At 53.2% G+C, this 22,357-nt stretch carries 23 protein-coding genes; 6 read left to right on the top strand and 17 right to left on the bottom strand.

Going from position 1 to position 22,357, the window contains the following annotated elements; genetic code table 11:
* Nucleotides 1-235: 235 nt before the first annotated feature.
* Nucleotides 236-1,825 carry a 2,3-bisphosphoglycerate-independent phosphoglycerate mutase gene (gpmI, locus tag KTT_RS07430; protein ID WP_126595372.1) on the bottom strand — a complete coding sequence of 530 codons (1,590 nt, stop codon included), beginning with the start codon at nucleotides 1,823-1,825 and terminating at the stop codon, nucleotides 236-238.
* A 251-nt stretch (nucleotides 1,826-2,076) separates the two neighbouring features.
* On the opposite strand from gpmI, the gene KTT_RS07425 reads away from it, so the two are divergent.
* Nucleotides 2,077-2,328, top strand: a complete 252-nt coding sequence (locus KTT_RS07425) for a hypothetical protein (RefSeq protein WP_126595371.1) — start codon at nucleotides 2,077-2,079, stop codon at nucleotides 2,326-2,328.
* A gap of 155 nt (nucleotides 2,329-2,483) precedes the next feature.
* The gene (locus KTT_RS36620) at nucleotides 2,484-3,509 is read left to right on the top strand and encodes a hypothetical protein (protein ID WP_176599821.1); all 1,026 of its coding nucleotides are present in this window, start codon (nucleotides 2,484-2,486) and stop codon (nucleotides 3,507-3,509) included.
* Nucleotides 3,510-3,600: 91 nt separating this feature from the next.
* Here the strand turns inward: KTT_RS36620 and KTT_RS07415 are convergent, their stop codons facing one another.
* From KTT_RS07415 to KTT_RS07370, 10 genes are all read right to left on the bottom strand, one after another.
* Nucleotides 3,601-4,032, bottom strand: coding sequence for a F0F1 ATP synthase subunit epsilon (locus KTT_RS07415; protein ID WP_126595370.1), 432 nt, complete (start codon nucleotides 4,030-4,032; stop codon nucleotides 3,601-3,603).
* 3 nt (nucleotides 4,033-4,035) lie between these two features.
* Nucleotides 4,036-5,457 (bottom strand): F0F1 ATP synthase subunit beta, encoded by a 1,422-nt coding sequence (atpD, locus tag KTT_RS07410; RefSeq protein WP_126595369.1) that lies wholly within the window; start codon nucleotides 5,455-5,457, stop codon nucleotides 4,036-4,038.
* A 54-nt stretch (nucleotides 5,458-5,511) separates the two neighbouring features.
* Complete coding sequence (gene atpG / locus KTT_RS07405) at nucleotides 5,512-6,420, bottom strand: ATP synthase F1 subunit gamma (RefSeq protein ID WP_126595368.1); 909 nt, start codon at nucleotides 6,418-6,420, stop codon at nucleotides 5,512-5,514.
* 11 nt (nucleotides 6,421-6,431) lie between these two features.
* Nucleotides 6,432-7,979, bottom strand: a complete 1,548-nt coding sequence (atpA, locus tag KTT_RS07400; RefSeq protein ID WP_126595367.1) for a F0F1 ATP synthase subunit alpha — start codon at nucleotides 7,977-7,979, stop codon at nucleotides 6,432-6,434.
* Between the two features lie 225 nt (nucleotides 7,980-8,204).
* Nucleotides 8,205-8,807: an ATP synthase F1 subunit delta gene (gene atpH / locus KTT_RS07395; RefSeq protein WP_126595366.1), complete on the bottom strand. Its 603-nt coding sequence runs from the start codon at nucleotides 8,805-8,807 to the stop codon at nucleotides 8,205-8,207.
* A complete protein-coding gene (gene atpF / locus KTT_RS07390) occupies nucleotides 8,807-9,367 on the bottom strand; it encodes a F0F1 ATP synthase subunit B (RefSeq protein ID WP_160145713.1) in 561 nt (186 codons plus the stop codon). Before atpF ends, atpH begins: the two co-directional genes overlap by 1 nt.
* Before the next feature lie 160 nt (nucleotides 9,368-9,527).
* A complete protein-coding gene (gene atpE, locus KTT_RS07385) occupies nucleotides 9,528-9,749 on the bottom strand; it encodes an ATP synthase F0 subunit C (RefSeq protein WP_126549613.1) in 222 nt (73 codons plus the stop codon).
* 115 nt (nucleotides 9,750-9,864) lie between these two features.
* Nucleotides 9,865-10,737, bottom strand: coding sequence for a F0F1 ATP synthase subunit A (gene atpB, locus KTT_RS07380; protein WP_160145712.1), 873 nt, complete (start codon nucleotides 10,735-10,737; stop codon nucleotides 9,865-9,867).
* Between the two features lie 68 nt (nucleotides 10,738-10,805).
* Nucleotides 10,806-11,027 carry an AtpZ/AtpI family protein gene (locus KTT_RS07375; protein WP_218030852.1) on the bottom strand — a complete coding sequence of 74 codons (222 nt, stop codon included), beginning with the start codon at nucleotides 11,025-11,027 and terminating at the stop codon, nucleotides 10,806-10,808.
* 375 nt (nucleotides 11,028-11,402) lie between these two features.
* Entirely contained in the window at nucleotides 11,403-12,341 is a 939-nt protein-coding gene (locus tag KTT_RS07370; protein ID WP_137296020.1) for a hypothetical protein, read from the bottom strand.
* A gap of 383 nt (nucleotides 12,342-12,724) precedes the next feature.
* On the opposite strand from KTT_RS07370, the gene KTT_RS07365 reads away from it, so the two are divergent.
* Complete coding sequence (locus tag KTT_RS07365; protein ID WP_126595362.1) at nucleotides 12,725-13,705, top strand: D-2-hydroxyacid dehydrogenase; 981 nt, start codon at nucleotides 12,725-12,727, stop codon at nucleotides 13,703-13,705.
* An 11-nt stretch (nucleotides 13,706-13,716) separates the two neighbouring features.
* On the top strand, nucleotides 13,717-14,304 hold the full coding sequence (locus KTT_RS07360; RefSeq protein WP_126595361.1) for a DUF3090 family protein: 588 nt from the start codon (nucleotides 13,717-13,719) through the stop codon (nucleotides 14,302-14,304).
* Between the two features lie 108 nt (nucleotides 14,305-14,412).
* Here KTT_RS07360 and KTT_RS07355 read toward each other — a convergent pair whose 3' ends face one another.
* The 5 genes from KTT_RS07355 to KTT_RS07335 all read right to left on the bottom strand — a co-directional run bounded on the left by KTT_RS07355 (nucleotide 14,413) and on the right by KTT_RS07335 (nucleotide 18,783).
* Nucleotides 14,413-14,823 carry a hypothetical protein gene (locus KTT_RS07355; protein WP_126595360.1) on the bottom strand — a complete coding sequence of 137 codons (411 nt, stop codon included), beginning with the start codon at nucleotides 14,821-14,823 and terminating at the stop codon, nucleotides 14,413-14,415.
* Nucleotides 14,820-15,059 carry a hypothetical protein gene (locus KTT_RS07350; RefSeq protein ID WP_235845833.1) on the bottom strand — a complete coding sequence of 80 codons (240 nt, stop codon included), beginning with the start codon at nucleotides 15,057-15,059 and terminating at the stop codon, nucleotides 14,820-14,822. Before KTT_RS07350 ends, KTT_RS07355 begins: the two co-directional genes overlap by 4 nt.
* A 539-nt stretch (nucleotides 15,060-15,598) precedes the next feature.
* A complete protein-coding gene (locus KTT_RS07345) occupies nucleotides 15,599-16,450 on the bottom strand; it encodes a DegV family protein (RefSeq protein WP_126595358.1) in 852 nt (283 codons plus the stop codon).
* Between the two features lie 195 nt (nucleotides 16,451-16,645).
* The gene (locus tag KTT_RS07340; RefSeq protein ID WP_126595357.1) at nucleotides 16,646-18,358 is read right to left on the bottom strand and encodes a DAK2 domain-containing protein; all 1,713 of its coding nucleotides are present in this window, start codon (nucleotides 18,356-18,358) and stop codon (nucleotides 16,646-16,648) included.
* Nucleotides 18,359-18,381: 23 nt separating this feature from the next.
* Nucleotides 18,382-18,783, bottom strand: a complete 402-nt coding sequence (locus KTT_RS07335; protein WP_160145711.1) for an Asp23/Gls24 family envelope stress response protein — start codon at nucleotides 18,781-18,783, stop codon at nucleotides 18,382-18,384.
* Between the two features lie 211 nt (nucleotides 18,784-18,994).
* On the opposite strand from KTT_RS07335, the gene rpmB reads away from it, so the two are divergent.
* Complete coding sequence (rpmB, locus tag KTT_RS07330) at nucleotides 18,995-19,192, top strand: 50S ribosomal protein L28 (protein ID WP_126595355.1); 198 nt, start codon at nucleotides 18,995-18,997, stop codon at nucleotides 19,190-19,192.
* Nucleotides 19,193-19,456: 264 nt separating this feature from the next.
* Here rpmB and rlmN read toward each other — a convergent pair whose 3' ends face one another.
* Complete coding sequence (rlmN, locus tag KTT_RS07325) at nucleotides 19,457-20,617, bottom strand: dual-specificity RNA methyltransferase RlmN (protein ID WP_126595354.1); 1,161 nt, start codon at nucleotides 20,615-20,617, stop codon at nucleotides 19,457-19,459.
* A gap of 201 nt (nucleotides 20,618-20,818) precedes the next feature.
* Between rlmN and KTT_RS07320 the strand changes: the two genes are divergently transcribed.
* The gene (locus tag KTT_RS07320; RefSeq protein ID WP_126595353.1) at nucleotides 20,819-22,318 is read left to right on the top strand and encodes an MFS transporter; all 1,500 of its coding nucleotides are present in this window, start codon (nucleotides 20,819-20,821) and stop codon (nucleotides 22,316-22,318) included.
* Nucleotides 22,319-22,357 lie beyond the last annotated feature (39 nt).

Genomic DNA, 22,357 nt, shown 5'->3' with positions numbered 1-22,357 from the left:
AGGGTTCTCCCTGCCGGGGTGTGGGGCAAGCATGCTGGGGACTATCATGCCCCCAGCATGCTTGCCCCACACCCCGGCAGGAGGGCTCGCCGCCCTCCTGCACCACCCGCTTTGGGAGCGCTGAACCTGTTTTGCAGATTTTTCAAAAATCCGGGATGACTCATAACAAAAAACGCGTGCGGCCGCGCATGCGGCCGCACGCCAGTAAAAAGGGTGTCTGATACCCTCTTCTGCATTAAGAAGGTAAAATGAGCGAGCGGCCCTGCATATCCTTTGGCTGAGGAATATTCATGACCTGCAAGACGGTGGGGGAGACATCGGCCAGAATACCGTCGGTGCGCAATTTCGCTCCGGCGAAGCGGGGCGAAACCAGGTAGAGAGGTACAGGATAGGTTGTGTGGGCTGTAAAGGGCTTGCCGGTATCATACTCGATCAACTGTTCCGCGTTGCCATGGTCGGCGGTGATCAGAGCGCTTCCGCCTGCTGCCAGCGTCGCTTCGACGATCCGGCCGACGCCTTTATCTACGGCTTCGACGCCCTTGATGGTGGCCTCGATAACGCCTGTATGGCCGACCATATCCGCGTTGGCATAGTTCATAATAATGAGATCATACTGGCCGCTGCGGATGTGTTCGACCGCCGTATCGGTAATGCCGGCAGCGCTCATCTCCGGCTGCAGATCATAGGTTGGGACCTTGGGAGAGGGGACCAGGATACGATCCTCGCCTTTAAAGGGGACCTCGCGGCGTCCGTTGATAAAGAAGGTCACGTGCGCGTATTTCTCGGTCTCGGCGGTATGGAACTGCGACATGCCCTGTTCAGCGATTACTCGTGCCAGTGGCATCTCTACCTCGTCGGCGCGGTAGGCGACCTGAGCATCCAGCCCTTCCTCGTACTGCGTCATCATCACATATGCCAGGTCCGCCAGGCGAGGACCACGATCAAACTTGCCTTCGGCCTGTGGTGGAAGATCCGCCATCACAAAGGCTTTGGTGAGCTGGCGCGCCCGATCGGGGCGGAAGTTATAATGGATGACCGCATCGCCCGCCTGCACGGTCGCGACAGGACGATTATCCTCCATAATTACGGTTGGCAAAATAAACTCATCGGTCACTTTAGCGTCATAGGATTGTTGGATAGCCACCAGAGCGGAGGTGGCATGCTGAGTAGCCTCACCCTTTGTCATAGCCCAATACGTGGCTCCTGTGCGTTCCCAGCGGTTGTCTCGATCCATCGCATAGTAGCGTCCCGTCACCGTCGCTACCCTCGCCGGATGATCGCCACCAATCTCTTTGGCCCGGGCTTCCAGCCGCTGCATAAACTCCAGACCTCCCGTGGGAGACGTATCGCGGCCATCAGTGAAGGCATGGATATAGACGCGTTCGATATCATGCATTGTGGCCAGGCGCAGCAGAGCCTCTAGATGTGTCTCATGGGCGTGAACGCCGCCATTGCCGAGCAGGCCACAGATATGGAGCTGTGACTGATTCTTCTTGACATGTTTGATCGCCTCCAGGAAGGCCGGATTTTGAAAGAAGCTCCCATCCTGAATGGACTCGCTGACACGCGTATAGTCCTGCAGCACACGCTTGCCCGCACCGATATTCTGGTGTCCCACCTCTGAATTGCCCATCTGACCATCGGGCAGGCCCACCGCTGCCCCGGAAGTCCTCACGGCAGTATGAGGCCATTCGCGTGCAATTTTATCAATGTTAGGCGTATGCGCCAGGGCAATGGCGTTGCCCTCTTTGCGTGGATTGATGCCCCAGCCATCCATAATAATCAAAACGAACGGGTGTTTACGACCCGCGGATGTCATGCTCATGTAATTTCACTCTCCCACGATAATATATGACCAAAGGTTGGTGTTTTTTATTGTAGCATGTCGGGGGCGCTATTGTTGTGTATCTAATACACGGTTTTTCTCGTGTACTTGAGTATAGTAAGAGTAGCAGGCTAATGCCTGTGAAGAGTGTATCAGGCTTGCGCCATATGGGGTACGTGAGCGTCCCCGCACACGCGCACCTGTTGTACCAACTATAAAAGAAATGGTGAGCCGGCAAAAGGAGAAATATCATGGCAGGTGTGCTGAATATATTTATTGGCGTACTCGTGGTGTTGTTTATTGCAGCGATTATCCTGATCGGGGTCTCGATGTATCGGTCGCGTAACGCCGGTAACAAGGTGACATCTCGCGTTGATCCGATTCCTGATACGCAGGCGCGCAACGAGAAAACCAGGGTTGATCAAAATACCACAACACGGGCGGACGTTAATCGTAATTATAATGAAACCACAGCCAATGATGAGCTAAATCGCCAGCGTTGAGCCGTTTATCTCACGTAGCTGTGATTTGATGGCATAGCTGTATATGCGTCCAAACAAACGTATAGCTTTCGAAGCAATGGTTGCACTTGAAGCCTTACTGCAGGTTTGTCATTCAGGTTTTCCATGTTTCAGAACGTGCCGATGGAAGGAATATTATGGGCAAGACATCTTCAGGCTCCTTTGTGGGGAAGTCGAGCAAAGGATTTATCGCGATTTTTGCTGCCTTGTGCCTGTTAACGCTCACAGCCACGGCTGCACTGGCTAATTCCGTCAACATTTACGATAACGCGGGGGTTTTGAACCAATCGCAGGTGCGCAGCGCGGCCTCGTCATTATCCAGGCCAATTGATATCTATGCGGTTAACTCGACGCTGTCGAATTCAGCATTTGATCAGACTGCCAAGAATAATATCAAGAGCCCGAACTTGATTGTACTGGCGTTTAACAGAAGTCATGTGGCGATCGTCGGTGGAAAGAACGTTGGCCTCTCCTCCAGCCAGTACAATGATGCCACGAATGCGTTCATTAATGAAATGAAGGGTAGCAGGAACTATACCAATGCTACTGTTGCGGCCATCAACTCACTGAATGGCTCACTGAATGGTAGCAACTCGTTTATTCCAGGCGTTGGTGGTGGCGCTGGCAGTTCCATCGGAGGCACGCTGTGCTGTGTTGGCCTGATCGCCCTGGCTATCATCGCGGCCTTTGCCTTTGCACGTCGCCGCCGTGGTGGCGGTGGTGGCCTCTTCAATCGTCAGCCTGGCTATAACCAGCCCTACAATCAGCCTTATAACCAGCCCTATGGGGGCAATTATCCCCCTAACTACCAGGGGCCTTATCCCCCGCAGAATCAGGGCATGAATCCGTGGGCCGCAGGTGGACTGGGCGCGGCTGCAGGTGGACTGGCTGGCTACGAGCTCGGTAAAGCTCAGGGTGAACGTGATGCTGAACGCTATGACCAGGGTGGAAACTTTGGCGGAGGAGCGAGTGGAGACTTTGGCAATGGCGGAGATGGTGGCTTCGGTGGGGGTGGAGACTTTGGCGGAGGAGCGAGTGGAGACTTTGGCGGAGGAGATGGTGGTTTTGGAGGTGGTGGCGACTTTGGTGGAGGCTCAAGTGGAGACTTCGGCGGAGGTGGTGGCGGTGGCGATTTCGGTGGAGGCTCAAGCGGAAACTTCTAGCAGACATAGTGAAGGCGGCGCTGATATATGTTATCAGCGCCGCCTTCTTGTGCTCTAAGTAGCTCTTGTCTTGTATCGAAGTGTCTGCCGGCTAGCGAACACGACCACTGCGGCGAGCCAGTTCCACCACCTTCAGGCGGTTGATGGCGCGCAACAATGCTGCCTGTAACTCGGCGCGCTCACTATTTGAGCGTGTCTGCTCCAGATGCTCCTGTGCCCGGCGACGAGCCTCCTCTGCGCGAGCCTGGTCGATCTCCGCCGCGTTTTCAGCCGTATCGGCCAGAACGGTGACTCGATCGTGAGAGACCTCCAGAAAGCCGCCAGAGACGAAAAAGATATTCTCCTCTCCGCGCAACTTGATCTGCAGGGGTCCGGGTCCCAGCAGGGCCAGCAGGGGGGCATGCTCGGGCAAAATGCCCAGCTGCCCCTCTGATCCAGGTGCGTCCACGATATCGGCTTCGCCATTATAGAGCTCACGCTCCGCGGTTACCACCTCGACATGCAGTGTATTGCGTGTCGCCATGGCTTAACCCTTCTTCTGATCGGCATCGTGAGCGGCAATAACGTCCTCGATCGCGCCCTGTGACAGGAAGTAGCTCTCGGGAATGTTATCAACCTCACCATCCAGGATGGCTTTAAAGCTGCGCACGGTATCCTGCAACTTCACATATTTGCCTGGCAGGCCGGTGAAGACCTCAGCAACGGTGAAGGGCTGTGAGCAGAAGCGCTCCAGCTTACGGGCGCGAGCAACCAGCAATTTATCATCGTCTGACAGCTCATCGACACCCAGGATAGCGATGATATCCTGCAGTTCTCTATAGCGCTGCAGCACGGTCTGAACGCCACGAGCCACGTTATAATGCTCGTCACCCACAACCTGAGGATCAAGGATGCGGCTGGTAGAGGCCAGAGGATCTACCGCGGGATAGATGCCCTTCTGCGCGATCGAGCGCTCCAGCACGATGGTAGAGTCCAGGTGGGCGAAAGTGGTGGCAGGCGCGGGATCGGTGTAGTCGTCGGCGGGCACATAGACGGCCTGCATCGAAGTGATCGAACCCTCTTTGGTCGAGGTGATGCGCTCCTGCAGCTCACCCATCTCCTCAGCCAGGTTGGGCTGATAGCCTACAGCGGATGGCATACGACCCAGCAGGGCGGACACCTCAGCACCGGCCTGGGTGAAGCGGAAGATGTTGTCGATAAAGAGCAAAACGTCTTTATGCTCTTCGTCACGGAAGTATTCCGCGATAGCCAGACCGCTCAGGGCCACGCGCAGACGTGAGCCGGGAGGCTCGTTCATCTGACCAAAGACCATGGCCAGGCGGTCGATAACATTGGCTTCCTGCATTTCATGGTACAGGTCGTTGCCTTCGCGGGTGCGCTCACCCACGCCGGCGAAAACGCTATAGCCACCATGACCTTTAGCGATATTATTGATCAATTCCTGAATAACGACGGTCTTACCCACGCCGGCACCACCGAAGGCACCAACCTTACCACCTTTCATGAAAGGGCAGATCAGGTCGATAACTTTAATGCCGGTCTCAAATGGCTCAACATTGGAAGACTGGTCTTCCAGGTCGGGGGCATGGCGGTGGATAGGATAGCGAGCGGTCCCCTCGACCTCTGGCTTGTTATCAATTGCGTGACCCAGCACGTTGAAGATACGGCCCAGCGTCTCAGGACCAACTGGCATGCTAATGGGTGAGCCGGTATCGTAGGCGTCGGTCCCACGCTGCAAGCCATCGGTCGGACCCATAGCCACGCAGCGTACCCAGTTATTACCCAGGTGCTGCTCGACCTCAAGGGTCAGATCCTGATCGGCACCATTCGGGCGAGTCAAGACCTGGTTATAAATTTCAGGGAGCTGATCCTGGGGGAACTCTACGTCTACCACGGCCCCCAGTACCTGCACAATTTTTCCCTTTGTGCCTGTTTGTGTTACTGTCATGTGTTTCTCCATCGCAGGGGGGTCTTTACGCTTGCCCCCTGCCCAGACATCTCATTAGAGCGCTTCAGCACCAGCTACCACTTCAAGGATCTGGGTTGTGATAGCAGCCTGGCGAACCTTGTTATACGTCAAGGTGAGATCCTGAATCAGTTCATTGGCGTTATCAGTCGCGTTTTTCATGGCAACCATCTGCGCGGATTGCTGACTGGCGACGGCCTCAAGCAAGGCTTGATAGACCTGAATATCTACATAGCGTGGGAGCAACGCCTTAAAGATCGTCTGCTCATCGGGCTCGTAAATATACTCTGTAGTGTCCTTCGCCTGTTCTTCCTCTTCCTGCTTTTCAGGTGGTTGGACGGGCAGCAACTGCACGGTTACCGGTGTCTGTGTTACTGTATTTACAAATTTGGCATAGACCAGGTATACAACGTCGACCTCCCCTTTCAGGAAGGCATCCACAGCCACCTGTGCGATGGCGCTGGCGTCAGCGATGCCCGGGCGATCACCGTAGTTGGTAAATTCCGCAGCCAGACCGAGATCGTTGCGGACAACGAAATCGCGACCCTTGCGACCAACGGCGATGTATTCTACGTCCGGGCTCCGGCCCTGTGCCGAGAGACGCTGGCTCTCGTTACGGGCCGTCAGGGCGGCCTGGCGATTGATGTTTGAAGGCAGGGCACCGCAGAGGCCACGATCAGGAGAGATCAGCACAATGCCAATATTCCTCACTGGACGCTGCTTCAACAATGCCAGATCTTCAGCCAGGTCCTCATTGCCGTTCGCGGCTGCCGTCGCCAGGCGTGAGACGAGCTCACGGATCTGATCGGCGAAGGGGCGAGCCTGTTCGACTCGCTCCTGTGCCCGTCGCATCTTACTACTCGCCACCATCTGCATGGCTTTGGTAATCTTCGCTGTATTTTTTACTGATCGTATGCGCTGCCGAATTTCTCGGGTTGATGGCATCTATCTGCCTCCTAGCGCTTCTGCTCTTCTCGTGGGGCGCTCGTCTTCTGATAGTCTTCAATAGCTGCGCCCAATTTGTTCAGCTGCTCTTTGCTCATCTTATTGCGGCCCTCAACCGAGGAAGCAATAAGATCGTTCTGAAGATCCTGGTAGTTAGCATCCATGAAGCGATAGAAGCCAGCTTCCCACTCGCTCACTTTATTCAGAGGTACCTCATCCAGGTGGCCGTTGGTTACTGCATAAAGGATCATAACCTGACGGATAACAGAGACAGGCTGATACTGTGGCTGCTTCAGGATTTCCAGGATACGGCGACCGCGATCGATACGAGCCTTGGTAGCTTTATCCAGGTCTGACGCGAACTGAGAGAAAGCTTCCAATTCACGGAACTGGGCCAGGTCCAGACGCAACGTACCGGCAACCTGGCTCATGGCCTTCGTCTGGGCACTACTACCCACGCGAGACACCGAGATACCGGTATTCAGGGCGGGGCGCTGACCAGCATTGAAAAGGTCGGTCTCCAGGAAGATCTGGCCATCAGTGATCGAGATCAGGTTGGTCGGGATATAGGCCGAAACGTCGTTCGCCTTGGTCTCAATGATTGGCAGCGCGGTCAGAGAACCATTGCCATAATCTTTGTTCAGGCGAGCGGCGCGCTCCAGCAAGCGGGAGTGCAGGTAGAATACATCACCGGGATACGCTTCGCGTCCCGGAGGGCGGCGAATGATCAGTGAAATGTTGCGGTATGCCTCAGCGTGCTTGGTCAGATCGTCATAAACGATCAAGGCATCGCGACCGGTCTCCATAAACTCTTCGCCAATCGCGCAACCGGCATAGGGGGCGATATACTTCAATGGAGCGGGGTCGGAAGCGCCCGAAGCAACGATGATTGTATATTCCATCGCGCCATACTCTTCCAGGATAGCGCGGGTACGGGCGATCGAAGAATTCTTCTGACCGATAGCCACGTAGATACAGATCAGGTTCTTGCCCTTCTGGTTGATGATCGTGTCGAGGGCGACAGCGGTCTTACCAGTCTGGCGGTCACCAATGATCAACTCACGCTGACCACGGCCGATCGGAATCATACTATCGATAGCTTTAATACCGGTCTGTACCGGCTGGTTTACCGACTGGCGAGTAATCACGCCAGGGGCGACACGTTCGATCGGGCGAGTCTTATCGGTTGTGATAGGACCGCGATCGTCGAGAGGCTGACCGATTGGATTGACGACGCGACCGAGCAGGGCATCACCAACCGGAACCTCGATGATGCGCCCGGTCGTGCGGACCTCATCATCTTCACGAATCTGTGTATAATCACCCAGGATCGGGCAACTGACCGCTTCCTCTTCAAGGTTAAAGGCCATGCCATAGAGTCCTGTACGGGGAAATTCTACCAACTCAAGATACTTCACATCTTGCAGGCCGTAGATACGGGCGACACCGTCCTGTACCGCGATAACGGTACCGACACTGGCGGTCGAGGTGGTATCTGTACCGAAGCCAGCGATGTTTTTCTCTATGATGGCACTGATTTCATCAGCCCAAGATGCCATCGTGTTCCTCCTAGTGTTTCCTAGTGGCTTTTTACTGTTTGTTATATAGTCGTTATATGCTAATAGGTTTTGACACGTATCAGGTGTCAATCCGGTTCATTCGAACTCTGTTCAGGTGGACATTGATACGGGGGTCTACATCATATTGCTAGTGTTCCCGACCTCCATATACCTGTATTTAAGATCGAGGTGGAGCAGAGTCGGATGTTGTCGCGGCCGCATTCGCTAGAGGTTTGCCGGTTGGGCAAAATCCTCGGAAGCAAACTCGTCGCCGCTATTGCTGGTCGTGGTAACACCGGAGAGCAATTGCTGCTGCAGGATATGCAGGCGATTGCGGGCGCTGCCATCGATGATTTCATCACCAACGCGGGCGACAACACCACCTAAGATACTCGGGTCAACCCGAGAATGCATGATTATATGTTTGCCAGTCTTGTGCTCAAGCGCTTTCCTGACGATATCTTTTTGAGCATCGTCTATCGGCGCTGCCGTTGTAACCTCTGCGACTGCCTGATTGCGATAGTCAAGCACGAGCCGTTCGAACTCGATGGCGATATTTGGCATCACCTCGACCAGTTCACGCTGGACGATGAGCAGGGCAAGATTGAGCGATGTTGGCAGCACCTGTGAGGCTAAAGCCTGGCGTAAAGCATTCTCCTTGCGCCTGGCAGGAATCTTGGGTTCGCGGAGCAGATAGGCCAGCTTGCGCTGCTTAAACAGCTCGGCGATCTCCTTGACGTCATCACGGGTACGGTCCAACGTATTCTGCTTGCGCGCCAGGTCGAACATTGCTCCTGCATAGCGGCGTGCGATCGCTCCTTTAAGCATTAGTTATTCCTCGCCTGGTCACTAGCCGTGACAAACTCTTCGACCAAGCGGCGGTTGTCGTTGCTATCAACTGACCGGCTGATAACTTTGCTGGCGGCCTCGATGGAAAGGTTGATGACATCGCGGCTCAGATCCATGCGAGCACGATTGGCTTCCTGATGGATGCGAGCGATCTGCTGCTGGCTGATCTTCTCGGCGCGCTCACGCGCCTCGGTCTCAATCTGCTGGGCGATCTGTTGAGCATTTTTAGTCGCGCGTTCAATGGTATCCTGAGCCTGGCGCTTGGCATCCAGGATGATCTGTTCAGCGTTTTGGGCGGCCTCTGCCAGATCGCGCTTGGCCTGCTCAGCGTTTTCGATGCCTTCTCGGATGAGCGCCTGCCGCTTTTCCAGGGTGCGCTGTAGCGCTGGCAGGACCCATTTCCAGATGACCCAGAGAACGATGAGGAAGGTAACAAGCTGCGAAATAAAGGCCCAGGTGTTAATGCCTAGTGCTCCAAGACCACTGGGCGACTCGGCGCTTGCCGCAGCGACTGATGCAAGTGTGAGTGTTATGTTCACGATAGCGCTTCCTTTCATCAAAAGTAATACATGGAATATCCCGTACGTAAGGCGGAGACGTGGCATCGCCTGTCTCTCTCCTGACTGGTATGTGAGAAGAGGGGGAAACAGAATGGACGCACTACGTCTCCACTATACGGTACGAAACAGGAAGTATTACTTAAGGGATGAACTTGATCAGCAAGGCGACTACCAGAGCATAAATAGCGATAGCTTCAGCGAACACGATAGCCAGAATCATGTTGGTCTGTACAACAGGAGCTGCCTCAGGATTGCGGCCGATGGCCTCCATCGCTTTAGCGGCCAGAATACCAATGGCCAGGCCAGGTCCGATAGCACCGATACCGATAGCAAGAGCAGCTGCGAGTGGAGCAAGATTCATGATTAAAAATCCTCCTTAAGGACGAATGTGTTGTGTAATTGATGAATTAAGGTTGTTTATGCAATCGCAGGAATTTCTGCGAGAAGCAAACTCATTGATGCGCCATTTGCCCATATTAGTGGGCGGCAGCGCTGCCCTCATACTCATGGTGTATGCCATGTTCACCCTCATCGTGGTGGGCGGCATGGCTGGTTGTACCAACCTGCATGAAGAGCAAGGTCAAGAAGGCGAAAACAAAGCCCTGGATGACCGCTACGAAAATTTCAAACGGGATAAAGACGATATTGGCGACGACCGGGAGCAGGTAGGCGAATACCGCGAGCAGCACGCTACCGGCAAAGATATTACCAAAGAGACGGAAGGAGAAAGAGATCAAACGTCCGATCTCACTGATAATTTCAAGCAGGCCGACCAGTAAGTCAACAAAACCCATTGCCCCCTTCTCTTTGATCGCCCTGAAGTTCAGATACTTGCTGATCTGCTCTCCGAAGCCGAGCATAGAGAAGCCCATAATCTGGGTTACCACCACCGACACCAGCGCCATCGCCAGAGTCAGGTTCAGGTCTGTTGTCGCGGGGCGGATCCAGGGGATAATCTGGTTGGACGCATCACCGAAGAGGAACGGGCCAGTGATAGCCGCGCCAGCCTTTTCAGAGTGAATGGTACCAATTGTATCAACACCAGGAATAACGTCAAGCAGGTTCGCGAGTACAATGAAGATAAAGAATGTAAAAACGAGAGGAAAGAATTTCTTTCCTTTCTCTTTACCTGCGACACTCTCTACCAGATTTTGCAAGAACTCGACTACCCATTCGAGTGCGTTTTGCATCCCTCGTGGGACAAGGTCTTGACGCCGCATACCAAAGAAAAGTATCACGGCCAGGCAAATAATAGTAATCCAAGTACAGAGCAGAGTGTTAGTGATCCACGTGCCAGGAATTACTACTTCCGGGGCAATCGTGATATTTGGAAGTCTCCACAGATTCACTCGGCTTTCCTCCCTATGTGCCGAGCCCTGCCAGGTCTGGTTCGATGTGCTTAGGGGATCCGTTTGGCCTATTGAAAGACGCTCTTATATAAACGGTATGCTCCATAAATTCCCGAAATCAGGCCAAGCAGCAGCCCGAGAAGTATGAGTAATGGTCCGGTATGAAGAAGGCCATCGAGGTAGTTTCCCAGGATGGCTCCAAGGGCGATGGGGACGGCTACAGTAAAACCCATGCCGCTCAGCGCCCCCAACGTACTTAACACTGTCGGGGAAGGCGGTTTCTGTTTCATCCTTTTGGTCCCATTTTTTCTTCTCAATAATACCAGTCGGATTATAGCACAGGGAACGAACCAGTTGCAACACTAGATACACTTTTTAAGGAGCGTGAGAATGCTGACTTTTTTCCACTTTTAAAAATGGTTTTTTTCTCGTGTTGCAGGGCTTCGTGAGCACCCCCGCACAGGCGTCCGCATGCGCGGCCGCACTGATTTATTTATTGGTGCGTTGGTGCAACAGGGGCGCATCCGCACCCCTGTTGCACCAACGCACCAATAAACAACTTCTGGGTACCGCAGATGAGTTGATGCATGCATCAACGGAAACATGACCCGTGAGCATTGCAGAGCCAGTATTTTGTATTTTGATAGTAGGTGAGAGATGGTCCGTTAGAGAACGCTCAGGACGGCTGTGCCATCGACGAAGTGTCCATCGGGTTCATAGAGCTGGATCTGCTTCTGGGTGAGGAGCGAACGCAAAGCCAGCAGGAAATCATGTTGATGCAATTGTGTCAATACAGCCAGGTTAGCCAGATTGCGGCGTCCATCGATGGAGAGATACAGGCGCCGCACCTGGCGACTGGTGATGACCTGTATGTGTTTGCCATGGTTGGCCTCGCTGTCGCGGTTACGCTGTGGAACGAGCTTCATTAAGAGCGCGTCTTTACTTCCTGTACCCGCGGGTGGCTGCACCAGAACCTGCTTTTCCGCCAGTTGCAAACCACGATTAAGCGCGATCCCGATAACCTGTTCCATGATATATCCAATGGTGGTAATGAGGCGTGGATCAGGTGGTTGACGTGTAAAAAAGGAGACCAGCGTATGCGTTGGAGGGTTAAATCGGGTCAGTGGATATTGAAAGCCTGTTATCGCCTGAATAGGGATACTATTTGTGAGTTGACAGCAGGCCCAGTAATTGAGATTATATTTTGTCAGCAGGCGGGCAGCCTGGGACGAAAAGACGGCTTCAGTGACTTGTGGTATAGTGACGGTATAATGTTCATTGCAAAGACGCCTGGCTACTTCAGCCACATGAGCATTAATCACTATCTGTTCAGGTAGGTCGGGCTGACAACAGGCGGTGGTACATAGCTCGATTGGTATGCGTTTGAAGCGCTCGTCCTGAAAGGTCCAGATCTGTACAACCTCTAAGTTCAGGCGCTGCGCTAGCATGTTCGCCGACCACCGCAAGAGCTCATCAATATTTTGCATCCCTGCTATAGCCTGTAGCAGGCGGGTAACAATAATCAGTTGATGGTTTCCCATTGTGGGCCAGATTTTTTGATTTCCGGTGGATGGAGAATGAAGAAAATTTTGTGTGGTTTCCACGTCAGCCCCCCTAAACTACTTTGCGTAAAGCACCCATTGGATTGTTGATACGTTGATGATATATGGTAGATGTCATAAGAAACGCAGCTAGCGCGGGATCATCTTTATAACTATACTGTATCATAACCATTTGTCTGTACGCGTTAAGTATGCGTTAAAAATATGAATTGCATCATATAATACACGCAGTAAGCGGTTGGAGAGCCGGTGATAGGCTGCCCCTGGCGTAATAGACGTGAAGATTGCTATACTGCAAAGAGCATTTGACATTTATAATAGTATTGCTAGCAGTTATGGCCATCATGCAGGGTTTGGTTGGAATGAGGAGGCTATCACGCTGGCGCGGCAATAAAGAAACGCACCAGACCGCAATAGGAGGTTGTATGACTGATTACGGAAAAGTTATCAGTACATTCCAGTTTACAACAGCATCACAGGCGATTTTGCGTGAGGCGGGGAAAACTGATGTACTATGTATCGCTAACAGGGAGGAGTTTCTTGAGCGTCTGAAAGAAGCTGAGATCCTTTGCTCATATTGGGTTCCCAATAATTGGCGTGCGCTCGCGCCTAATTTGCGCTGGCTGCAGGCTTCGGGCGCCGGTGTTGATGGCCTGCGTCCGTCAGGAATTTTAGATGAGCCTGATCGCGTAATCGTTACAACCGCTGTGGGCATTCACGCTTCAACGATCGGGGAATATGTGTTCGGAAGCATGCTCATGTTTAATCGTACCTGGCCCGAAATGGTGCGTTTACAGGATCGCCATGTGTGGCCCCATAGCGCGGGCTGGTATAAGCTTGGTGGACGTGAACTGGTAGATCAGACGCTGGGTATTGTGGGATTGGGCAGTATTGGCCGGCGCATTGCGCAATTAGGTCACGCCTTTGGGATGCGCGTGCTGGCGACGCGCCGCAGCGTTGAGCCTGGAATGACCGATCCCGATGTTGACCAGCTGTACCCTATGGATCGCCTGCAGGAGATGTTGCGGCACAGCGATTACGTTGTTTTATCTGTACCTTTGACGCCGCAAACGGAAAAGTTGATCGGGGAACCAGAGCTGCGCGCCATGCCGCCTCATGCCTACCTGGTCAACGTGGCTCGTGGACAGATCATCGATGAGAAGATGCTGATTCGGGCCTTAAAAGAAGGTTGGATCGCCGGTGCGGGTCTGGACGTGACACAGGAGGAACCATTACCAGCGAGTAGTCCACTATTTTCCCTGCCCAACGTTATTTTGACACCGCATATTTCGGGTGATAGTGTGCACTATGATCGGCGTCTGACCGAACTGTTTGCTAACAATCTGCGGCGCTATCGGGCAGGAGAGCCAATGATCAATCGTTATGATCCAGCTCGTGGATATTGATGAGGTGAAAAATGGGTATAGATTTAGGACGTGTATCTATTATTGGTGCTGATGCTGTCGGTCAACCAGGGCAGCGGCGTTTCCGCATCTTCGCGCGGAATAGAGAGGCTTCAACCATTATGTGGCTGGAGAAAGAGCAGTTGTCCGGTCTGGCCGAAGCGTTAGATCGTTCGCTGGCTCTGATTACAGAGGGTCAGATATTGCGGACGGAGGCACGTGCGGGGGGGATTATGGCCGCGGTGACTATGCCTGCTGACTTTTCGCGCTATCCCGACTACGAGGTACAGGTGGGTCAGATGCGTCTGAGCTTCGATGAACAAGATTCACTATTCGCCCTGCTGATTACTCCACTGAATATCTCGCTGGAGAGCGGTCGCGAGCCTGAAGTTACCATGAGCGAGGAAGACCAGATCCAGGTGGGTTTCACCCAACAGCAGGCGCAGGATCTCTCCAGTACCATTCAAGCCGTAGTGACTTCGGGGCGTCCCGTCTGTCCTCTGTGCCACACCCCTCTGGATGGAGGACCTCATGCCTGCGTCAAGCAGAATGGGCATCGGGAAATTGTGCAGATTGAAGAACCGGACGATGAAGGGGAGTAATACGTGTAAAGAGAAGTAGGGGCGTAACAATCACGCCCCTATGAGGGTTGTCTGGCGCGTCTCATCATGTAGCCTAATGCGTTCTAAACGCTTAGTTATCCTATCTTCTCAATCGCGGCAAGCGTATTTGTTTGCTTTCTGTAAGTAGACTTCCTCATTTGCCTCAATCATGAGCTTGTGCAATACCACAACATCCGCGTCGGGTAGGTACTCGGTGGGTTGCAGGCATAAGCGCATGACGGCACGGCCACCTTCTATGATCTGCACATAACCTTTTGTCCTGGGTACGCGATATGTCCATCGAGGCTCACTTGGACTCGGTATCTCCAAATAGCCGCGCCAGAGAAGCTGGCGAAATTGCTCTGGAGTGAGCATATCGCGTAACAGGTTGGTCGCCCGTCGCTCCGCGCGCGTTAACCCTTTTAGATATGGCAGTAAGAACAGCCACACAACCGGCGTGATCGCGCAGGCAATGATTGTCCAACACAGGACAGAGATGACCAGGGACGCGGCGCTCATCCTCCAACGACTCGTGGCACCAGAACTATCTGTTCGGCCGTGGCGTCGAATTTATCTATGCGTTGTACCGGACTGCCATCGACAACACGAAATGCTGTCGCGCCCTTCGCCTTTTCTTGTTCGAAGATCCGTTCCGCCTCTCTGACGGCCGCCACTGCTTCGGGATCACCTGTTTGAATCTTCTGTTCATCCCAGGTAAGGCGGTCATCGCCGCGCCGTGACATTACCCGTAACATACCCACAGTCGTTCCTCCTTCGCAGTTTACGCCATGTTGATCGCATGGCTGATGCCAACAAAATTGTGTTGGTTCAGGCTACGACAACAGTAGCCTGGTGTCATCCTGTCAACGAACTACATAAACGAATCGGCCTGGTGCAGATGTCTGCCCCATGTATGCGCGGGCAATTGTTCAACTTATCTGGTTTAAACCTGGCAAATGCTTGCGCATATAACATATACAACACGTCGGGCGTTTCCACTGTGTATACAAAAAGATACACGCTGGTACTACTATTGTACGTGACGACCCCGGTATAGTCAATGGTTAGAAGCTTATTCAAGCCACTATTAACTTTCCTTTAATGCGTATCTCGTGGTATGGCGTGTCTTATGCATGAGCTGTAAGGATGAGTTTTTTGTGGTATGCCAGCTTTCTGTGACTGTGAGGATACCTGTTGCCAGCTTTCGAGTGTGCACAGGTGTGGTCGTGTCTGCTGAAATGGAAGTGCCCAGGGCGCACAAGACGCGCCCTGGGCACTTCCATTTCAGCAGGCTTTATTGTTTGGCGTTGACGAAGGTGATCGCAACGGTGCCGGGACCGGTGTGGGTGCCAAGGACCGCGCCCAATTTGTAGCGGGGAATCTTGCCTGTGTAAACGGTTTTCAGGGCCTCAGCCAGCTGTTGACCCACCTCCGCATTGGATTCCGCGATAGCGATGTCTTCAATGGGCCCGCTTTCCGCCAGCAACTGAGCCATACGCGCGAAGGCTTTGCTGCGTGTACGCGGCTGTTCAACCGGGGTAACGGTCCCCTCTTTGCTCAATGCGATGATCGGCTTGACGCTGAGCATGTTGCCCAGCAGGGCTTTGGCTCCGCCGATACGTCCGCCACGCTTGACAAATTCCAGTGTATCGAGAACAGCCAGGATACGCGTACGTGAGAAGCGATCCTCGGCATATGTTTTAAGTTCTTCCAGGCTGGCTCCGGCGGTCGCCATTTCGGCCAGCTTTTGTAAGGTCATAAACATGCCAGCGCTGATGCTTTTGGAATCGATGGCTTCAAAAGGGATGGTGCGAATCTCTTCTGGCAAGCTTTCCCAGGCGGTGCGGGCGGACTGATAGGTGCCGCTCAACTGCGATGATAGATGGATTGATAAGATGTCGGTAGCGCCCTCGTTGATCAGGCGTGTGTACGCCTCTTGAAAGAGAGCGGGCGAAGGTTGTGAAGTGCGTGGAAGCACCTTGCTGGCCTGTAATTTTTGATAGAATGTCGCGTTATCCAGGTCAATGTTATCCTGGTAAGCCTCTTCATCAAAAAAGACGGTGAGTGGGACAATGGTAATGCCTAAGGCGTCCGCCGTCTCTGGCGAAATATCTGCGGTGCTATCTGTAACGATGCGAATGCTCATTGCAGGTCTCCTGGGAAGTATATAATCGATGAAAAGTGATCCACACGGAAGGTGTAGGAGAACGGTGAGCCCTCCTGCACCCCCTTTAACCCGACACCAATATGTGGACTACTTCTGTATGGTTGCTGGCCAGCAAAATAAAGGCTATGCTCCTGGATCGAACAGAAGAGGGGATGCCCCTATCTGTAATAGTCGTTATTCAACAGAAATAATGTAGGCGTAGTAGGGTTGGCCGCCATCTACAACCTCTATTTCAAGCTGTGAATAATTCATTTTAATGCGCCTGGCCGTCTCCTGTGCCTGCTCGGCGGTTATGGAGTCGCCATAATAGATGGTAACGATTTCATACTGGTTGATATTCATGCGCTGCAAGGTGTCGTGCAAGGTCTCTTCCATATTGGAATTGGCCACCGAAAGGTTGCCATTGATGACACCGATGGAGTCACCCTCACGCACATGAAGCGATCCCAGTTGAACTGAGCGGACGGCGGTAGTGATCTCTGCCGTCTGGATGGCGCGCGCGGCCTCTGTCATCGTTTCACAATTAGTGGTGAAGTCAGCTTCATAGTTGAAGCTGATCAAGGCTGCGATTCCCTGCGGGAGCGTTTTACAGGGGACGACGTAGACCTCTTTGTTGCTCAGGCTCACTACCTGTTGAGCACTCAAAATAACGTTGCTGTTGTTGGGCAGGATAATAATCTTTTCGGCGGGACTTTTCTCTACAGCATCCAGCAGTTCTTCGATGCTGGGATTCATGGTCTGGCCGCCCGAGACAATAGAGCTGACGCCCAGGCCACGGAAGACCTTTTCAAACCCTTCACCTGAGACCACCGCTACGGTCGCGAGCTGGTTGCTGACCTCGGCTTCCTGTTCCTCTTCAGCGTGTTCCGCTTCGCTTTCGGCCGCGTAAGTCAGGCTTTGCTCCTGCAGGTTTTCGATGTTGATATCGAGCAGGCTGCCCAGGCCAACACCGTAGTCCAGGATCTTACCCGGCGTTAGCGTATGGGTATGTACTTTCAGCATGGTCTCATCACCAGCGACTACGGTTGAGACGCCACCCATGTCTATGATCGTCTGGCGGATAGCCTCGACATCCAGGTCGTTGCCGCGCAGGAGGAAGACCACCTCATAGCCAAATTCTTCTTCGATGGTCACGCGTCCTTTTTTTGTATGGGCTTCGCCATGGGTGGTGTTGGATGCGGGAGCGGCGACAAGTGTATTGCTCAGGCTGTCTGTGTCGCTGGTGGTCTCGCCACGCATGTAGCGAAGGACACCTTCGAGAATGGTACAGAAGCCCTGACCACCGGCGTCAACAACACCGGCCTGTTTGAGAGTGGGCAAAAGCTCAGGGGTACGAGCAACCGCCTGACGAGCGGCGGCAACGATATCCTGCATCTCAATAATCAGGTCGTTCTGATGTTCCGCGCTACGTTTGGCCGCTTCGGCTACCTCGCGCACCACCGTCAGGATGGTTCCTTCCACTGGTTTTATGACCGCGCGATAGGCCAGCTCTGATGCCTTTTGAAAAGCTTCAGCCAGGTCCTGTGCATTGAATGTCGTTTTATTTTCCAGGCCAGCAGCTATACCGCGTAATGTTTGCGATAAGATAACGCCCGAGTTTCCACGTGCGCCCAATAGTGCGTCATGGGCGACCTGCCTGGCGATAACCCCCGCCGATTTCTCCTCGCTTTGCGTGATATTGCGGATGGCGGATTTCATCGTCGCTGCCATGTTTGACCCTGTATCACCGTCGGGTACAGGAAAAACATTCAGTGCGTTGATGGTCTCTCGGTTCTCTTCCAGCCAGGCTGCACCGGCTAAGATCGCTTTTCTTAAATCTTGTCCATCAAAGACACTAATGCGTCTCGACCGTTGACGTGATATTGGGCGTGGTTTTGTTTCCTCCATAGCCGCTGTGCTACCTCTGTCCTTTATTTCTTTTCTGTAAGTCCTGGCCCATGGATAAGCCCCTGGACGTTAACATTAACCTGTGTTACGGGAGTGCCGAGCATTTTCTCAACTGAAAATTTGATGGCGCTCATAATATTATGCGCAATTTCAGAAATACGCAATCCGTATTCGAGCGCGACATAGACATCAATCGTCAGTTGCTCGTTGTGTATCTGGATGCGTACCCCCTGGTTTCTTTGCTCAGGTGTTAGAATGACCGCCTGTCCATTGCGCAAATGTGGAGAGGCGATGCCCAGAACGCCGTAGCAGGCCAGGGCTGCTTCTACTGCAATGGAATGGATGGCGTTGGGTAGTACTTCTATTTTCCCGAGAGGGTGTGAGCCGTGTTGCGGCTGTATCGCAGATGCTTTTGGCATACGCATGTGTCTTCTCTCTTGCCAAAATAGCCAATATAGGTTATACTCGCATGACATGTTTGGATTATCCAAACGGTGCACGCACGAGTTTTCTTGATGCAGTATACCAGAGGCTCCGAGGATAATCAAGTAAACGAATACAGGGCAAAATGAGTGCCTTCCGCCTGAGGAAGGAATTATTTTGTGTCCCTTTGCATCTTTCGGGAGGATGAGAATAATGTCAGCAGGACGTTGTGATATCTGTGAGCGCAAGCCAATGTATGGCAACAATGTGCCCTTTTCGCAGCATCGCACACGCCGTCGTTTCGTACTGAACGTGCAGCGCCGTCGTATCGCGATCAATGGTACCCCACGCGTGGTCAACATTTGCACGCGCTGTCTGCGCACCATGAGCAAGCTGCCTAAAGAGCGCTAGTTCGCTTATGCATCGATTACGCGTCAAGGAAACCCCCTACAAGTGAGTTTGTGGCCGACTGGCGTCGGAGCTACAATACTATCTGTTGCAGGGGGTTCCTTGTGTGTATTGCGTCTTTTTTTTATTTTTTGGGGGTAAGGTGAGCGCCCCCGCACGGGCGTCCGCTACGCGGCCGCATTTTTTTATTCCGGGCAAACGAATTGGGGCATTCTCCGGTGGCTCGGCCACCGGAGAATGCCCCAATTCGTTTGCCCGGAATGATATTTACGTCTGTGGCGTAAGCACCGGTACGACCGGTGTCTTTCTACTATTTTCGAAGCGGGTACGGAGCTGGCCGCAGGCGGCGGCGATGTCGTCTCCGCGCTCGGCGCGGACGCTGTTGCTGATGCCGTGCTCGAACAGGATGTTGCGGAAAGCGCGGATGGCATCTGGGCCTGGAGTCTGGTAGCTGGCGGAGGTGGCGTTGACCGGGATGCAGTTTACGTGCGCGAACTGCTTGAGTGGCGCCAGTAGCTCAGCCAGCTTTTCCGCGTACGCGGCGGTATCATTGACGCCTGAGAGCAGAACATACTCAAAAGTGACCTGGCGTTTGGTGGTGGCGATGTAGTCTTTACAGGCCGCCAGCAACTCGGCCAGTGGATATTTGCGATTGACCGGCATGGTGCGACTGCGCAGTTCATCGGTCGGCGCGTGCAGCGAGATGGCCAGGTTGATCTGCAGATTTTCCTGGCTCAGCTTGCGGATGGCAGGGGCTAGACCAACGGTCGAGACTGTCATGTGGCGCGCTCCCAGGTTGAAGCCGTCGCTGCTATTGAGGATGCGCAGGGCCTGCAGGACATTGGTATAGTTGTGTAGCGGTTCACCCATGCCCATCAGCACAATGTTGGTAATATGGTGGATCGGCGTGCTACCCGGCAAGCCGGCGGCGGTCCAGGGGGCGGCGCGTAGCTCGCGGGCGAAGAAAAGCACCTGGGCAACGATTTCGCCTGCACTCAGGTGACGATCAAAGCCCATCTGTCCGGTAGCGCAGAATGTGCAACCAAAGGCGCAACCAGCCTGGCTGGAGACGCAGACGGTCGCTCTAGAACTGCTCTCTTTTAAAGGGGGATACAGCATCAACACCGATTCGACCAGTTTGCCATCAGATAGCTCCAGTAGAATTTTGCGCGTGCGATCATCTTTAGAATGCAGCTCACTACGAATAACAGTGGGTCCAATACATGCTTCTTCAGACAGACGCTGGCGCAATGACTGCGGCAGATTAGACATAGCTGAGAAGTCGGTTTCGAGTTGGCGATAGAGCCAGTTATATATTTGTTTAGCACGGAATGGTGCCTCGCCACGGTCTTTGAGCCACTGTTGCAATTGCGGCAGTGTCAGCGCGAGGAGATCCGTCTTCTTTTGTGTTTGAGAAATCGGTGTCATGGTCATGTACTATATTATAGCACGAATTGGCTATCATGAGGAGCAGACAGATAGAAAATAGTATGGCAGAAGGAAAAGATAGGCCATTTGACACCCCTTCATCTTTTACTTTTGCGTATAATCATACGTATACCGAATAGAGGAACCCATGAGTAGAAGAGTGCGAGTATAAGATCACCATGGAAGAGAGCCAGATGCTATATGTCGATTCCTACCGAGCAGGCCGAAAAATCTGCTAATACTGAACAACAAGCGAGCGTGGCACGCTTTCGCCATGTGTTAAAAAATCGCAATTTTTTGTTGCTATGGATAGCGCAGTTGATCTCGCTGACTATCTTGAATGCCGCCAATTTCGGTTTGATCGTGTTAGTGAACCGGCCACCAAATGGAGCATTTATGGCTGGCCTGGCGATCATTGCCTTTACGCTGCCCGCCATTCCCTTTAGTGCTATCGCTGGTGCGATTGTTGACCGCATCGATAAGCGGCGTGTGCTCTGGGTAAGCAATCTGTTGCGTATGGTTACGATGCTGTTGATGTTTGTGACGGTCTTACTGGATCGCTCAAATGTCTGGACATTATTCGGGTTGATGTTTTTGACATCGCTAATTGGCCAGTTCTTTATCCCGGCCGAGGGCTCCTCAATTCCCTTGCTGGTGGGTGAGCGAGAGTTGATGCCAGCTCTATCTCTGTTCAATATTTCAATGACCCTCTCGCAGGCGATTGGCTTTCTGGTGTTAGGTAGCGTGGTGGCCAAGCTCTTCCCGGCCTTCTCGTTTGCCCTGGGTTCTCGTACTTTTCACGTCGAATCAACGGATATGCTGTTTGTCATCGTTGCGCTCTTCTATATTGTCTGTGTGGGCCTTATTCTCGCAATCCCTAAACAGGCCTTTAACGAAGATCATATCAATAAGCATAAGCATAAGCATGAGACTGATGGAGCTTACGCGGCGGGCACGCAGGCGCTGCATACCCTCTGGCGTGATATGGTGACGGGCTGGAAGATCGTGCGGGCCGATCGCCTGCTCTTCTTCTCGGTGCTTCAGCTTTCCCTGGTAGGCGTATTAATGCAGCTGATTGGTGAACTGGCAGGTACATTTGTGCAGCAAGTCTTAAATCGCCCGCCCGAGGATATGTCTATCGTTCTGACTCCGGCGGCGGTTGGACTGGTGGGTGCGTCGGTCCTGATGACCCGCTTCGTCGAAAAGGTCGGCCGTATTCGCCTGACTGTGATCGGATTTATCGCGCTGGCTGCCGGGTTTATTCTCCTGCCGGGACTGGAATGGCTGGGCCATTGGATTAATCCAGTTCATGGTACGCAGTCACTCGGCATTCTGCTGGGTGTTATTGTGGTATTGTTTGTGCTTGGTGTTGCCATGGCCTGCGTTAATATCCCGACCCAGACTCTGATGCAGGAGCGCGCCCCTGAGAGTGGACGTGCGCGCGTGCTCTCGCTGCAATTTATGCTATATAGCGCGGGCACCATCCCCGTTTTGTTGTTTGCCGGTGCCTTCGCCACTCTGGTCGGCTTTACCCCGCTGATCTTTATGGTGTCCGCCAGTCTGCTGGCCTTCTGCTGGTGGGGTATCCACTACATTAAGGGAGCGAATGAGCAGCAGACCAATCCTGTCGCTGAGGAGGAGCAGAAGCACCAGGATGGTGAAAGCCAGTCCGAGCGCGATGCGCATGAGGATGTTGGTTAAGCCAATAACACCATCAAAGAAGAGGGACGGGTCCGCGTA

The organism is Dictyobacter aurantiacus, assembly GCF_003967515.1.
In the GTDB taxonomy this organism is placed as follows: domain Bacteria; phylum Chloroflexota; class Ktedonobacteria; order Ktedonobacterales; family Ktedonobacteraceae; genus Dictyobacter; species Dictyobacter aurantiacus.
Note: the sequence above shows the minus strand (reverse complement) of the source record. Positions and strands in the feature narration are given on the sequence as shown.